Here is a 14,802-nt window from a genome sequence, read left to right as displayed (position 1 = left end):
ACGCTCCCACTACAAATTACTGCTCCCGGAACGGCGGGGGGGGGCTCAAGTACCCGAGTAATCACCCCGTCTGTGAGGCGAAAAGCCGGGCGAAATGCGAGTCGCGCGCCATTAGTTCGGTGTAAGTGCCGGATTCGACGATTGCGCCCGCATCCATCACGTAAATACGATCGGCGTGACGCAGCGTCCATGCGCGGTGCGAGACCAGAATCGTCATGTGATCCGCCGCAATCTCGCGCAGAGAGGCGAAAATATCTTCCTCCGTTTCGGCATCGATAGCACTAGTTGGTTCGTCCAGAACCCACAGGTCGGTATTGCGCAAAATTAGGCGAGCCAATGCGAGCCGCTGCCATTGCCCACCCGATAGCCCAACGCCGCCCCATTGTTCACCCAGTTGAGCGTCTAAACCGGCAGGCAGGGTGCGAACAAACTCGGCGGCGTGGGCTTTGTTGAGCGCATCCCACAGTTGCTCGTCGGTTGCGGAGCGCCCGGAAATCCCCATGAGGAGATTCTGCCGAACCGTCAGCTCGTAGCGTCCAAAATCCTGGGTGAGAATAGTTGCCAGCCGGTGCCGTTCGGCGGAATCGAGAACATCCACCGGGGTGTTGTCGAAAAGAACACGCCCCTCGTGAACGGCGAGCATGCCCAGAATCCCATGTACTAGCGTGGTCTTGCCCGCACCGTTTGCCCCCACGAACGCAATTGTTTGACCGCGCTCAATCTTGAAGGATACCCCGCGCACCACAGGTTTTTCAGCGTTGGGGTAGGTGATGGAAAGGTTCTCGATGCGCACGCGGCTAAGCGGCGCATCAAGAGTGGCGACCGCCTTGCGAGACGGATTTTCGGAGCCTTCCAGAAACTCTCGATACCGTGTAATTCCGTTAGCCCCGGCGCCGAGCGAGCTCATATCGTGACTCGCTGCAGTCAGCGACATCATGGCGGAAAGCGCGCCCACTATCGTACCAGAGATGATACCCGCGCTCGCCCCGGAGGACACCAGAAAATCTAGCGCACCCACCAGGAAGACTGCGCACATTACCCCCGATATTACCTGCAAACGCAGGGCATATGCGGTAAGTTTCACCTCTTCGTCAGCGGCCAGCCCGCGTTGTCGGTTAGCCCGTGCCGCAAAGAACCAGCCTGCTTTCAGGGTCGAAAGTTCTTCAGCGGTATTAGGGTAGGCTATCTGGTTGGTAGCGTACCAGGCCCGGTGATTATGCGCATAAATGCTGTCCCAGGCCTGCTCGTTGCGCCGCGTGTACAGCCCCGCCACGAACGCCACCGGAATCAGGCACAACAGAAGGCATGCCGCCGCCTCAGGGCTGACGCGAGCTACCATGACGCAGAGCGAACCCACCATAAGAAACGTGAAGAGAAGTACTCCGGTGCTGGTTACTTGGGTGTGCAGGTGACCGTTGGCGACCGCATCCTGGGCGGCACGCGAGCGCTGCGAAAATGAGCCGCGCGAAATCTGCTCGGGGGTGAGGGAGGCGAGCCTGCGGGCGATCGCCCGGATACCTGTTTGCGCCATACCCGCCCGCAGTGACATATCCAGCGAATTAGACACCTGCTGCAGGGCAAGGTTACCCGCCAGCACGCCCCCGGTTACGCCCGCCCACGTGAGTGCAGCGTGCGTATCCCCGGTGCTGAGCGAGTCGGTGATTGCGGCTATGAGGAACATCTGTACGCTGGGCAGAAACGAGAGCACTGTGAGAAGGGTGAACGAGCTGAGTACAAGAATAGGATGCGCCCGCAGCGCATACCGCAGGGCCCAGAGAGTTTGTCTAATCGTTTTTAACACGATGGTGCCCCTTCTTTCGTGAACCCAGTGTCATCTGCGGATTCGATGCTGTCAGCAACCGGCAAGTCCGACGACGTGTGTTCCGACGCATCCTCTATCTGTGAGGCGAAAATTTCGGCGAACCGCCCGCCCGCGCCTAATAGTTCGGTGTAGGTTCCCGATTCGACGATGGTTCCGTGATCCACCACATGAATGACGTCCGCGTGTTTGAGAGTCCAGGCTCGATGTGAGACCAGAATCGTCATGTGATCCGCCGCAACTTTGCGCAGGGTAGCGAAAATCTGCTCCTCGGCGTGTGCATCAATAGCGCTGGTTGGTTCGTCTAGAATCCATAGGGCGGTATTACGCAGGATCAGGCGCGCCAGCGCTAAACGCTGCCATTGCCCGCCCGATAGACCGACCCCGCCCCACTGTTCACCCAGTTGAGTGTCTAAACCGGCAGGCAGAGTCTGCACGAATTCGGCGGCGCTGGCTTTGCTGAGCGCATCCCAGAGATGCTGATCGGTGGGCGGTTCCTGCCCCTGAGCGTGCGTGCCCAACAGCAGGTTTTCCCGCACGGTCAGCTCGTACCGCCCGTAGTCCTGACTGAGCAGGGTGGTGTGCTTAAAAACCTGCTGCACGCTTAGCGAGTCGACCGGAGTATCGTCGAAGAGCACGCTGCCCGCAGTGGTGGGAGTCAGCCCAAGGATTCCGCGCACCAGCGTAGTTTTCCCCGCGCCACTGGCACCGACCAAAGCCACCATCTGCCCACGTTGTATATGCAGGTTCACCTGGTGCAGCGTGGGTGCATCCGCTCCGGGATAGGTGACGCTCAGACTGCGTACAGTGAGTTCGCGCGGAGAATCACCGGTTGCGGGCGGATTATGATGCGTTGTCTCTGAAGCAAGCACGTAGCGCGGATTATCCGCAAACGCGCGGTACTGAGCAATCGACATCGCCCCGTTTGAGACCTGCCCGAAGGCGTAGCCAACGTCCTGCGTGGCCGCGATACAGGTGAGCGTGCCCACCAGCGCACCGGCGATCTCGCCCGCGCTCGCCCCGGAGCTAATCAGGCAGTAGAGCGCACCCATCAGCAGCACCGAGCAGATGAGCCCGGCGAACCCCACCACGATGCCGCGCACCGCCTCCAGATTATATTCCCGCCCGGTGGCACGATCTCGTGCCCGCGCCACACTGTCGGCGAAGAAACCACCGGCCCCTAGGGTCGCGATCTCGCGGGCTGTGCTGGGGTGGGTGAGCGCATCCAGAAAATATGCTTCTTCACGGCGGTTCTCATAAACCTGCCCGTAGATGCGGTAGTCACGCTTCGCCAGCAGAACCATCGCGGCAGAGAGCGGAACCATGCACCCCGCCACAAAGAACGCAGCCGGAAGGCTCGTGCCTGCAATTGTCGCGCACAGCAGCAGAACCATCGCCACGGCGGCAACGAGGGTCACCACGGAATTTGCCTGCGTGGGAATCTCCTGCTTCGTAAGAGATTCACGGGCTGCACGAAGATGCTTCTGCATCTCGGGTTCACTCATCACCTCGGGCTTCACCCGCGCCAAGGTGGTATTGAGTTTTTGATGCGCGGCGGCATTCACGCGCGCCTTCGTTATGGTGAAGAGCGACATGCTTGCCCGCTGCACCAGAAGGTACGCCGCCACGAGGGCACCGATTACCGCGGCCCACGTGAGTGATGCTGCAGTATCGCCGGAGGCCACCGAACCCACCGCAGCATTCACCAGCACCACCTGCGCGCTCGGCATGAACGTGAGAAGCAGGGTTGTACAAACTGCGGCAAGGAATGGAACGGGCGCCGTGTGAAGAGTTATACGGAATGCCCACGGGATGGAACGAAGAATGTTCAGCACGGTGCCTCCCTGAGGGTTTTTGCCGAAAGGTTGAGTGTGCGGTTGATGCGGATGCGCTCGCAAAAATCCTCGTCGTGGCTAACGATGATCAGCGCGCCGGTATAGGCGTCGAGCGCCTGCACCAGCCAATCCACCGACGAAATATCTAGGTTATTCGTGGGCTCATCCAACAGAAGAAGCTGCGGCACCGGGTCGGTGAGCAGAACCGTCGCCAGCGCGGCACGAAAACGTTCGCCCCCGGAAAGCTCCCCAATATGCTGATGCACGCTCTCGCGCCTGAACAGCAGCCGCGCCAGTTGGTCGCGAAGATGCTGTTCGCTCGCGCCAGGGTTCGCCCGCTGCACGGTTTCAAGGAGGGTGCGTTCAGGGTCAAGCGTAATGCGCTGCGGCAGATACGCGGCGTTGCCCAGGCGGTAGAGCACCCGGTAAGCGGGCGGCACGGGGGAGCGGTAGTCGGGATCATTCGCGTGCGCTATCGCGTTGAGAAGCACGGTCTTGCCGCTGCCGTTTGCTCCCGTAATGCGTAAATGTTCGGGCCCGGTCAGGATAAGAGCCTCGGGAAAGTCTTGGCCGCAGGACGAATAATCAACTTCATAAGATTGTGTTTCACGTGAAACTGTATTTTGGGCGTGTGCATTCTTAAATTCGGCACTCTGTTGTACAGACACGCAAGGGTCTTTCCCCGCCCGCCGTAATTCCAGCACCTTCCGCCCCGCCGGGAGCGCATCCTGAGCAAGTTCCAGATAGATACGCTCCTGCACGCGCAGGTTCTCTTGGGCTTCACTAACTGCCGCACGCGCATCCACCACCATGCTTTCGTGTGCCGCGCGAAGTTTCCCTGCGGAACGTTCTGAACTGTTCTTATCTAGGCCCATCGCCAGGCCAGGTTTCCGCTTCGACCGCTCAAAATCGCGGCCTCGCCGAACGTTGCGATCGAGCTTAATCTGGTTCTCAATGCGCTCGCGCTCAGCCTTACGCGCCTCATTTTTCGCCTCATTCACGCGGCGATGCGCGGCGCTCTCCTCGGCCTTCCGCACCGCCCGGTAGGTGTTGTAGTTGCCCTCATATATGCGCAGATGCGCCCGCCCCTCACGGTCGGCGTGCAGCTCGGCAATCGCGTTCATATGCGCGAGCAGATCGCGATCATGGCTGATGATCAGCGCCGGGCAGGTGAGGGTTTCAAGAGCCGCAAAAAGCTGATTCTTCGCGGCGGAATCCAAGTTATTCGTGGGCTCATCCAGCAGAATAAACTCGGGGTTCGACCGCAGAAGCGCGGCGAGGGCGGCAGTGACCGTCTGACCGCCCGAAAAGGCGCTAAGGGGGCGCATCAGAAGGTCGCGAATGGCGTGCGGGTCGGCGGCATCCGTGGTGCGCGCAGGACTAAAACCGTACTCGGCAAGGGTCGCAAGAGTGCGTTCTTCAATATCCCAGGCGTCGCCAATGGTGTCATAAAGGTTGGGGGAGTAGTCACCCGATTCCAGGGCATCAAGCGCTCGCAGAATTTTTGTAATTCCAAAAATATCGGCAAGATGCTGATGCTCGCTCAACCCCAAATCTTGCGGCAGGTACGCTATGCGCGGCGGGGCGCTGATTGTGCCGTGACTAGGCTTTATCTCGCTAAGAATAAGCCTGAAGAGGGTAGTTTTCCCGGTGCCGTTATCGCCAATAAGCCCGGTGAGCGGGGCGGAAAATACGGCGGAGAGGTCGGTGAAAAGCGGGGGTTCACCCGGATGCGCATACGAAATATGGTCGAGTGTAATGTAGCGTGGCATGGGCCGAGTCCCTTCGAGTAGGTGCTCGGGTCCCCGCCAGCGCAGCGCGCGTTAGGTGTGAGGGCATGAAAAAACCCGAGCACGGTGTTTAGATACACGTAAGCCCGGGTAGTGGGGTGGGCGCATAAAAGCGCTCTGACCTGGTATTTTGATCCGGGCTATGCTCGGGAGCCGTTCATGTGCTGGTGCCTCCTCGTGTGCCGATGCGCTTCCGTGCGCCTCGGTGGAATAGATAGGAACAATCCGGAATGTGACCCGGATAACCTCTAGTGTAGGGAGTGGCGATAGCGCCTGTCAATCATGGGGCGCATTAATCTTTTGGCTTGCACGCCACTATCGCCAGGTGGTCGCGGTGCCGCCCAGCGCGGCGGGTGTGAACTTCTTCCACCGTAAACCCAGCCTTCTCGCACAGCGCGGAAAACTCTGGAACGCTCACATAATAGGCGGTTGTTACGGCGTGTGTGAAGGGCAATCCGTGTTCGCCCAGAAACATCCCCAGAAGAAGGCTTCCTCCCGGAATCAACAGCCGATAGAACTCGGTGAGTGTGCCGGTAAGGTGAGCTGGCGGCGTGTGAATGAGCGAATACCAGGCAAGAATTCCCGCAAAAGACCCGTCAGTATAAGGCGTGTGTGCCATATCCATGACCTCGAAGTTAAGATTTGGGGCGCTAGAGGCGGCGCGGGCATGGGCAATAAATTCGGGAGTTACATCTATGCCTGTGACGAGCCGGTCTGCGGAGGCGAGCAGGCGCGCCCAATGCCCAGGGCCGCATCCGGCATCAAAAATACTGCCTGACACGGATGCGCCCCACGACGTGATCAGGGCAATATCAGTTGGTTCCATCTGATCGAGCGACCCCAGCGCCTCACAATATTCCGCCACCCGAGCCCCATACCTGCTGCTGACTGTCATTGTTTCCTCACGTGGTGTTTATTGTGCAACGAGATAGGTCGTGTTCCGGTTTCTTCGGTCGCCTTCACGCACAACAAGGGAGAGTACAAAAACGGGAGCATTTTCTTCATGCGATAGCACTTTACTGCTCCCGTATGAAGAAAACACCCCCGGATTCAGAGTGTCTGAGTATTCCACCAGTTTTTAAACGTGGTACCAGTACTCCGCGCGATCGAAATAACGACTCCTGAGCGACGCAGCTTGCCGCTCCCAGAACTCGTCTAAGACTCGCGGCGCTCGCGATACATGCCCAGCGGGCCCGCATCCGCATAAGCCTGCGCAGTGTTGTAACGGTACAGGCGCGGCGGGCGGTGGCGGGTACCCTCAATACGCCGACCGGTATCAATAATCGACTTTGAGGCCGCAATCTGGCGGCGGAAATTCGCGGGATCCAGCGGGCGACCGAGAATTGCCTCGTACACCTCACGCAGCTGTGCCAACGTGAACTCATCGCCCAAGAATGAGTGCGCAATACGCGAATATTCGACCTTATTCTGCAGGCGGTACAGGGCGTACTCCACAATCTCGTTGTGGTCGAAAGCCAGCTCGGGAAGCTCATCTACCGGGAACCAGCGAATATTTTCGTGCACGCGAGTCTGCGAGACCTCAGTCGCCGGGATCGAAGCCCAATAAACTACCGAAACCACGCGTTCATGATCCGCCCCAGGCGCCGGAACCGGCGTGCCGTTGATGCGCGCCGCACGCGCCTCCGGGGCACGCAAAACATCACCGAACGCATACAGCTGTTCCAAATACCCAGGCTCAAGACCGGTCGCGCGCTTGAGCGTGTACCCTGCCGCCTGCTCTAGCGACTGCTGGGACTGCAAGGGACCGCCGGGAAGCGCCCACTGACCCTTATAAGGCTCGCGCAAGCGGCGCACCAGCGGGAGCCAAAGACTTGGGCGCGCACTATTCTTTTTGTGGCGTAATGCAAGAATCACGGTAGAAACCGCTAATGAAACCGAACTGTGGTCGGCCTCGTGCTCTTCGGGGACCTCAGCTGCGTAATGTGGTGATGAGTTCATCCATGACTCCTGTACTTATTTTTGTGTGCCCTATAACCATTTTAAGGGTAAAAACGGCGTTACACGACTTACGGCGCGCGCATCCGACGGATACACGCGCTGCATGGTTGGACTCTTGAGGTGAAGGGGCTAATTCTCGATGTTCAGCTCGCCCATAGCGTCCCAACCGTCACCGTCGATCTGGCGGGAGATAATCTTCGGAGTCTCGCGCAGAGCCGGGCGCATATCGGCTATGGCTTGGGCGAAATGCGCGGAGTTCACATGAGCCGCCGCGCCGTCGTCCTCGAACGCCTCTACCAGCACAAACTCGTTCGGATCCTCAACGCTGCGCGACCACTCAAACCACTTGTTGCCGGGTTCGGCACGGGTTGCCTCGGTGAAGTCGCGGGTTAAATCCAGCCATTTTTCGGCGTATTCGGGCTTGACGGGAAATTTCACAACAATAAAAATCATAACGACTCCTAATACGCAAGATGCGGAACACTTCTATTCTTTCACAGGATGCGCTCGCGCGGGCAGAGCTTCGGAGTCACGAGCAGGTTGGATTCCGCCGACAAGGTAGGATTTTCCAACCTCCTCGGGCCAAAAACCACCTGCTCGCGGCTAGTCGTGGGGTGTTCACGGGCGTAGGGTTAAAGGTATGACTACTGCACAGATAAAGTTCCTTGAGACGGATCCCGCCATGATCTCCGCCGAAACTACTCTGCGGGCGGCGGCGAGTGATGTGTACGCCCTAATCGCCGACCCCGCTCGCCATACCGAGCTTGACGGAGGCGGTTCGGTGCGCGGACTGATATCCGGCGACACCCCCGAACTGCGCGAAGGCGATACCTTCACTGAAAAAATGTTCCTGGGCATCCCATACCGTATGTCTCCCACGGTCGTGCGCGCCGAGAAGAACCAGATCCTCTCCTGGCGCATGCCTGCCGACCACTACTGGACCTGGGAGATCGCAGATAACCACGACGGCACCGTGACCGTGCGTGAAACCTGGGATGCTTCCGAGGCGAAAATCTTCGGGTTCATTCCCGCTGCGCCCGTATTTCGTACGGTTGGTGCGTTCGCGCGTAACCGCCGTAATATTGCGCTGTCGCTGGCGAAACTGCATCGCACCTTCGAGGGGTAGAGGCTGTTTCTTGCCTGCTTCTTCCCCGCGAGCAGATAGTATTTCGACGAAAAGATAGCAATCCGTTACCTGCTCGTCGAAATACTATCTGCTCGTGGTGTTATACCGCCGATACGAACACTACCGTGCTGCGCGCCTGAGAATGTCGAGCGCATCCAGCAGAATATCCCGATCAGCCTTGATGCGTTTGCGCGCCGCCGGGTTCGCCATGCCTCCCGCAAACGCCGCACTGTAATACATGCCGTCCCCCAGCAGAAGCACGGTGCGCGCCATCTTATCGTCCCCAATCTCCGCGCGAATCAGCTCATACCACTGCCCCTGGATTTCGTCCATGAGTTCGCGTGCCGCTGGGTTCTTATCCTGCGCCAACCGCGAGAGGGCAACCAGGCATATATCGAATGGGGTGCCCTGAAAGGTTGAGGTGTTGATGTAATAGGCGCTGGCCCCCTCGGGTGCGGCGCGCATCTTCTCAAGGTCTTCGTCTGCGTAGGTGCGGGTGCGGTCTAAAAGCGCTTGGAAGAGTGCCTTTTTCGAGCCGAAATGATAGAGCAGCCCACCCTTAGAAACTTTCGCTTGGGCGGCGACCGCATCAAGGGTGGCGGCACGTTCACCGGCCTGTACCAGCAAATGTTCATAAGCGTCTAGAATCTGCTCGCGCGAGTTGTTGGCGCGGGTTGTGCGGGGTTCGGATGCGCTGGTTGGGGTAGTCATAATCACCATTCTACGGATTAGAAACTTTACCGTCTAGTTGGTATAGTTAGTGTGTCCGTGGTTGCCAGCGTGGCGCATCCTTACTACCCCAAGCAAAGCCTCTAGCAGCAACCCCTCTGCGGACTATGAGCACTTGCCGCCCGGCGCATCTGCCGCAAGTGCCGAAAACTCCCAGATGCGTGTGAACACAACGATGAACAACTCATACCCCGTCACCGAGGCGCTGCCTATTCACGCGCCCGATCAGAAAATCAAACGGTGGATTGCCCTGACCGTGCTCATGCTGCCGGTGCTGCTTGTCTCGGTCGATAACACCGTGCTCGCATTCGCCGTACCCTCAATCGCGCAGGCGCTCGAACCATCCTCCAGCGAGCAACTCTGGATCGTAGACGCCTACTCGCTCGTGCTCGCCGGGTTGCTCGTGCCTATGGGAAGCCTGGGGGACCGCATCGGGCGGCGTAAAATCCTGCTGATCGGATCCGTCGGGTTCGCGGTTATCTCAGCACTCGCTGCATTCGCACCCACCGCTCTGCTGCTTGTCATCGCCCGCGCCGTACTCGGATTCTTCGGCGCCATGCTCATGCCCGCCACGCTCTCACTCATTCGCAACATCTTCCGTGACCCGAAAGAACGCCGCACCGCAATCGCCGTGTGGGCGGCAGGCTTCTCCGCCGGTGCAGCGCTCGGCCCCATCGTGGGCGGATTCCTGCTGAGCCATTTCTGGTGGGGATCGGTGTTCCTTATGGCGGTACCTGTACTCGTACCGTTCCTCGTGCTCGCACCCATGACCGTGCCCGAATCGAAAGATCCAAACCCCGGCCCGCTCGATATGGCGAGTATCCTGCTGATTATGATCGCCATGATCGGCATAACCTTCGGCCTTACTCATATTTCTGAGGCGGGCGTGGATGCGCTCGCGCTCAGTACCGCCTTTATTGGTGCCGTGTTCGGGTTCTTCTTCGTGCGCCGTCAGCTGCGCCGCGGGCGTGCGGGAACCACCCCCATGCTCGATGTTCGCCTCTTCAAAAACACCGTGTTCACCGGTGGGATTTTGGCGAACCTGTTCGCCATGTTCGTAGATGTTGGGTTCCTGCTCTTCGTCTCGCAGCATTTGCAGCTGGTTTCGGGGTACTCTCCCATGCAGGCTGGACTGTTCCTGATTCCCGGCCTGGCGTGCACCATTGTTGCGGGCCTGTACGCCGCTAAACTCGTTTCGCGGTTCCACCCGGCGGTGATTGTATCTTCAGGGCTTGCCTTGGGTGCCCTCGGGTACCTGTTTGTGGTGTTCTTTGGTTCGCGCAACGACCTTCTGCTCATGCTTTCCTTCATGTTCTTAGGCTTGAGCGTGGGTGCGGCGCAGACCATCTCGAATGACCTAATTCTTTCTAGCGTTCCGGCGAATAAGGCGGGTGCTGCGTCGGCGATTTCTGAGACCGCCTATGAGTTCGGCACCGTGCTGGGTACCGTGGTGATCGGCGGCATGCTGACCGCAATTTACCGTGCACAGGTGACGGTTCCCGCCGGTCTTAATGCGGATGCGGCTCATGCGGCGGGCGAAACCCTCGGCGGTGCGACCGCAGTTGCCGGGCAGCTTCCCTCGGACCTAAGCGCCGAGCTGCTGCATTCGGCGCATGCCGCGTTCGATTCGGGCGTGCTGGTAACCGCAACCTTTAGCGCCGTGCTTCTGGCGGTGCTGTCGGTCTTCACCTACCGGATGCTCCGCTCGGCACCCGCCGAACTGGAGAAAGCAGAGCACTAGGACGGAACTCCGGTTTCACTGCTAAAAAGAGCCTTTATTTACATAAAGACTCTTTTTTGATGACACGCCATCCACAATAGTTCTATGAATCGACATAACCTTGAGTATAATAAAGACTGGCTGGAGAATAAGATTGAGAGATAATTGATGAATTGGTTTCCTGTTGAAGAAGTAGTTAAGTTTATCTTGATATCACTATCCTTATGGGGGTTTTGTTATCTTAGCGGTAAAGACTTCATTTTAGATAATCTTGAAAAATTTATTCCATTCGATAACGATGTAGAGAATAATAAATCAGGATCTAAAAAGCATGCTCATATAAATTATCTGAAATACGTTTTTAGACTTATATTTGTTGGTCTAGTCTCGGCCTTCATTATTCCGATCCTAACTGGAACATGGTTCCATAATTGGCCTAATATCTCTATCGGAGATGATGCAAGCCTTAGAACTGCAATACTCACAGCAACAGGTGGAGTAGTGGTTCTCTTGACATTTATTGAAACGCGTAGAAAGAATATTGATGACGCTTTCAGGGACCGAAAGTTAAAGGGATTAGAGCTTTTAGGTAGTGAAAACTCTCGTTCTCGTTTGATAGGTTTTGACATGCTTTCTGTTTTGATAGACGAGAAAATCAATGAAGGTGACAAACAAGAGGCCCAGCAAATACTGAATCATATATGTAATAATATCTCTGTATCCAGTAAGGAAAACAAAGATAAAAATATTTCTCGTGCCAATAATCATATGGTAAAAAGCATCCGGAGGCATTACCATAAGGAGGGCAAATATACAAAGGTTTCTTGGTCTGATTTAAGTCTTGAATTTTTTGATTGTGATTTTAAAATTAGACCAGTTTTTAAACGCATGGAAATGAACGGTAAAATTATTTTTAGGAATTGTAGGTTCAATATAGTAGAATTCAATGAGTCCGAAATTAATGAGTTGCATTTTATTGATTGTGAATTTGGTTATGGTGTGGGTCTTTACCCCCAGGAAATAGTACTTGACTTATCCTCAGTTCAAATAGGAAAAACACTTCAGATAACTAGGTGTACTAATAATAATAATCATTTGGCAGAAGCCGATAAATTAAGTATATATATTAATATCGATGAGTATAAAAATAAACATAAATTAATTGATAGATCGAGTATATATGAGTATATAAGGGAGTACAACTTAAAAGGATTCAATAAAGATTATATGCAATTTGGTAAAAAATTTTTCAAGGACGTTGAAAAGTCGGTAGAAAATAATCTAATTAATATTAAATACTCCAGTAATAGTTCTTTATCTGCTGGAGATAATAGTATTAATGCTTCGAATATAAACTATGTTGATGATTGCGGTTTTGATTGTATTTGGGATGTACCTTCAGACGATGGGAGTACTAAGTTTTTTTGAAAATTATTGCGTTTCAAAAGAGAAGGTATGTATCGTAGCAGAAGAAGTAAGATTGTTATGGATAAGAATATAGAGAATTCAGTAAACTTCTCCAAGGGGATAAATATATAGAATGATGCAAATATATTGGAGGAATGTACCGGTAAATGAGCAAGATGAAAAAACAAAACGAGCTAATGTAACCGGTCAACGTATTGTTCCCAGACGAAGAGGCCGACAACGAGGGGGAGGAACATTGAGCTAGCCTATCGCACCAAATAACGAAGGTCCTCGGAATCGCTCCTAGATGCTACGGTAGAAGTACCAGCTTCAGCGAGTAGGTGCCGCGTCAGCTTACGCGTTCTTTGCCGCCGCATACGCGCATTCAGGCTACTAGGATGCGCACAAGGGCAGTCGCTACAGTCGCCGCGCGCCGGGAGGATAACCACGTGGATATTAAAGACTGGATGGCGCCTATGGTCACACTTGCCATCGGTGCCAGTACCATTTTCATCTCCTATAAAAACTACCAATCACAAACCCAGGCCAAACCCTCGGAGCTTGCCCGCTTAGAGCTGTGGAGCAAATTACTTGCGGAAGCGGGAATCGATATTGGCGACCTGCCGCCCGAGGATGAAATTACCGCCGAACAGCGCGAGATCCTTGAAAATTACCGGGTTTTCCTCAAGCGGGCATCGCTCGAATCGAAGCTGCGTAAGGTCGGTATCGAGAATAACCGCCTATTCAACCTGCTGATGAAACGCGCGCATTCTCCCGTAAAGCCTACCCCCATCGGGTTTGGAGACTCCATTATTTACTATCGTCTTATTCTGTGGCTTTTCGCATTTATTTGGATTCCGATAGCCACCATTTTCCTGGGTATTCCGGTGCTGATCTCGTTCGGTGCGTATTTGTACCGCATGTTTATAACCCGCAGCGCCGATAACTATGTGGACTATTCAATTCCGGTTGGCTCGCTCGTCATTATCATTATTGGGCTTCTCGCCGTTGGCGGGCTCTGGTATCTGCAAAACAAGATTCGTTCGGCAATTATCGCCAATAACGTGTACTTCTATTTCTGGGACACCTACGGCGCCAAGCGAGGCAGCCGCGATTCCGTGCAGGCATACACCGAGCGGCTGACCGCAAAAACCTACTCTGACCTGCTCTTTATTGGGCAGCACGAGTTCGCACAGCAGTTCCGCGAGAACATGTACATGGCGGGCATTCAAGAGATTGATGAATACCCGCGCGTGCTCAGCGATGTGGGCATGATTCCGCGTAACCACCAAGTGGTTGAGGCGACCGCAGACTACAACTGGCTTGACCGCATTATCAACTGGATGCGCGCCAAAATCGGCATGGAACCGAAGCCTGCACGCGTTATCTACACTCTGGAACGTAAACCGCCGAAGGGTGCGGGGGCAACTGCGACATCCGGGCTTGACGTGCAGCTTCATGAGCTCAAGCCGGGCAAAAAGAAGCGTTTTAGGCGCAAGCGCAAGAAGGGGCGGGTGCTTATGCAGGCTGAGCCAGCGACGGATGCGGTGCCCCTCTATACCGAGCACCCTGACGATGCGGCGAGTGATGCCTCAGAGGCTGATTCTGCGGTAGCTTCGCAGCCTCAGGTGGTGAACGGCCCAACTCTGACCGACGAATTGGTTGAGGACCTCAGCACCGGGCAGATCCCGCTGGTTCAGGTTCGCAGAGAGCAGGGGCAGAAGTCGCAGAAGAATGCGGGCGCCGAGGATGCTGGCTCGGCAGAAACGTATGGCATAGATAGTGCCGCTGAAGGTGTACGTGCGGATTCCCCGAAATCGGCATCAGAAGGTTCGTCTGAGTAATACGCATATTCCGGGGTGCGAAAAAGGTTCTTTATTTCAATAAAGCGTTAGAAATCTTGCTTTATGTAAATAAAGAGCCTTTTTAGTATCAGATAAATTTAAAAGTATTATTTTTTGAGAATATCCAGGGAGCTTTCACGGAATGCCCAGGCTATAAGCTTAGGGTGAAGCCATGACTACTGATAAGAACCTTCCAAAGCCTGAGCATGGAACGGTCCAGGCTCAGGATATTCATGAGATAGAGAAAGAATCAGCGGCAGATTCGACTGAGGAGCAGAACTCGTTTCCTCCTGCTCTTATAGCTGTGCAGATCATTAGGCTATTGCTCGAAGCTGCGCTTCTCCAGAGTACGTTAATTTCTTCCCTTTCTTATAATATTAGGTCTAGTGGTTTTCTAGGTTTTCTTTTTATTCTCACTCTTTTTTCACCCTTTATTATACATATTCCATTGCAAATTGTGGCATGTATAAAGATGATTTGGGGAACTAAAACCGCGTGGATCTTGGGGACAAACGCCTATGGTCTGCTCGCTGTTGCGCCTCTTGCTGCTTTTTATACATCGTTCGTTATAGA

11 protein-coding genes and 1 pseudogene are annotated in these 14,802 nt (G+C 55.0%); 5 read left to right on the top strand and 7 right to left on the bottom strand.

Going from position 1 to position 14,802, the window contains the following annotated elements; genetic code table 11:
• Positions 1-61 precede the first annotated feature (61 nt).
• The 6 genes from HMPREF2625_RS01465 to HMPREF2625_RS01440 form a co-directional block, all read right to left on the bottom strand.
• Positions 62-1,801 carry an ABC transporter ATP-binding protein gene (locus HMPREF2625_RS01465; protein ID WP_070520937.1) on the bottom strand — a complete coding sequence of 580 codons (1,740 nt, stop codon included), beginning with the start codon at positions 1,799-1,801 and terminating at the stop codon, positions 62-64.
• A complete protein-coding gene (locus tag HMPREF2625_RS01460; RefSeq protein ID WP_070520934.1) occupies positions 1,795-3,654 on the bottom strand; it encodes an ABC transporter ATP-binding protein in 1,860 nt (619 codons plus the stop codon). The genes HMPREF2625_RS01465 and HMPREF2625_RS01460 overlap by 7 nt, the downstream gene beginning before the upstream one ends.
• A complete protein-coding gene (locus HMPREF2625_RS01455; protein WP_070520931.1) occupies positions 3,648-5,426 on the bottom strand; it encodes an ATP-binding cassette domain-containing protein in 1,779 nt (592 codons plus the stop codon). The genes HMPREF2625_RS01460 and HMPREF2625_RS01455 overlap by 7 nt, the downstream gene beginning before the upstream one ends.
• A gap of 310 nt (positions 5,427-5,736) precedes the next feature.
• The gene (locus HMPREF2625_RS01450; RefSeq protein WP_070520928.1) at positions 5,737-6,339 is read right to left on the bottom strand and encodes a class I SAM-dependent methyltransferase; all 603 of its coding nucleotides are present in this window, start codon (positions 6,337-6,339) and stop codon (positions 5,737-5,739) included.
• A 260-nt stretch (positions 6,340-6,599) separates the two neighbouring features.
• Entirely contained in the window at positions 6,600-7,403 is an 804-nt protein-coding gene (locus tag HMPREF2625_RS01445) for an NUDIX hydrolase (RefSeq protein WP_004006338.1), read from the bottom strand.
• A gap of 129 nt (positions 7,404-7,532) precedes the next feature.
• On the bottom strand, positions 7,533-7,856 hold the full coding sequence (locus HMPREF2625_RS01440) for a putative quinol monooxygenase (protein WP_070520925.1): 324 nt from the start codon (positions 7,854-7,856) through the stop codon (positions 7,533-7,535).
• Positions 7,857-8,043: 187 nt separating this feature from the next.
• Between HMPREF2625_RS01440 and HMPREF2625_RS01435 the strand changes: the two genes are divergently transcribed.
• Positions 8,044-8,529 carry an SRPBCC family protein gene (locus HMPREF2625_RS01435; RefSeq protein ID WP_070520922.1) on the top strand — a complete coding sequence of 162 codons (486 nt, stop codon included), beginning with the start codon at positions 8,044-8,046 and terminating at the stop codon, positions 8,527-8,529.
• Positions 8,530-8,649: 120 nt separating this feature from the next.
• Here HMPREF2625_RS01435 and HMPREF2625_RS01430 read toward each other — a convergent pair whose 3' ends face one another.
• Positions 8,650-9,240 carry a TetR/AcrR family transcriptional regulator gene (locus HMPREF2625_RS01430; protein ID WP_070520919.1) on the bottom strand — a complete coding sequence of 197 codons (591 nt, stop codon included), beginning with the start codon at positions 9,238-9,240 and terminating at the stop codon, positions 8,650-8,652.
• A 193-nt stretch (positions 9,241-9,433) separates the two neighbouring features.
• On the opposite strand from HMPREF2625_RS01430, the gene HMPREF2625_RS01425 reads away from it, so the two are divergent.
• The 4 genes and pseudogenes from HMPREF2625_RS01425 to HMPREF2625_RS01410 form a co-directional block, all read left to right on the top strand.
• Positions 9,434-10,999 (top strand): MFS transporter, encoded by a 1,566-nt coding sequence (locus HMPREF2625_RS01425; protein WP_070520987.1) that lies wholly within the window; start codon positions 9,434-9,436, stop codon positions 10,997-10,999.
• Positions 11,000-11,146: 147 nt separating this feature from the next.
• On the top strand, positions 11,147-12,406 hold the full coding sequence (locus HMPREF2625_RS01420; RefSeq protein ID WP_070520915.1) for a hypothetical protein: 1,260 nt from the start codon (positions 11,147-11,149) through the stop codon (positions 12,404-12,406).
• Between the two features lie 428 nt (positions 12,407-12,834).
• Positions 12,835-14,229, top strand: a complete 1,395-nt coding sequence (locus HMPREF2625_RS01415) for a CoA-disulfide reductase (protein ID WP_246826573.1) — start codon at positions 12,835-12,837, stop codon at positions 14,227-14,229.
• A gap of 172 nt (positions 14,230-14,401) precedes the next feature.
• Positions 14,402-14,802, top strand: a pseudogene (locus HMPREF2625_RS01410) (hypothetical protein); the annotation flags it as partial.

It is taken from the genome of Rothia sp. HMSC064D08 (assembly GCF_001809525.1).
Lineage (GTDB): Bacteria > Actinomycetota > Actinomycetes > Actinomycetales > Micrococcaceae > Rothia > Rothia dentocariosa.
This window is presented reverse-complemented; position numbering and strand designations above follow the sequence as displayed.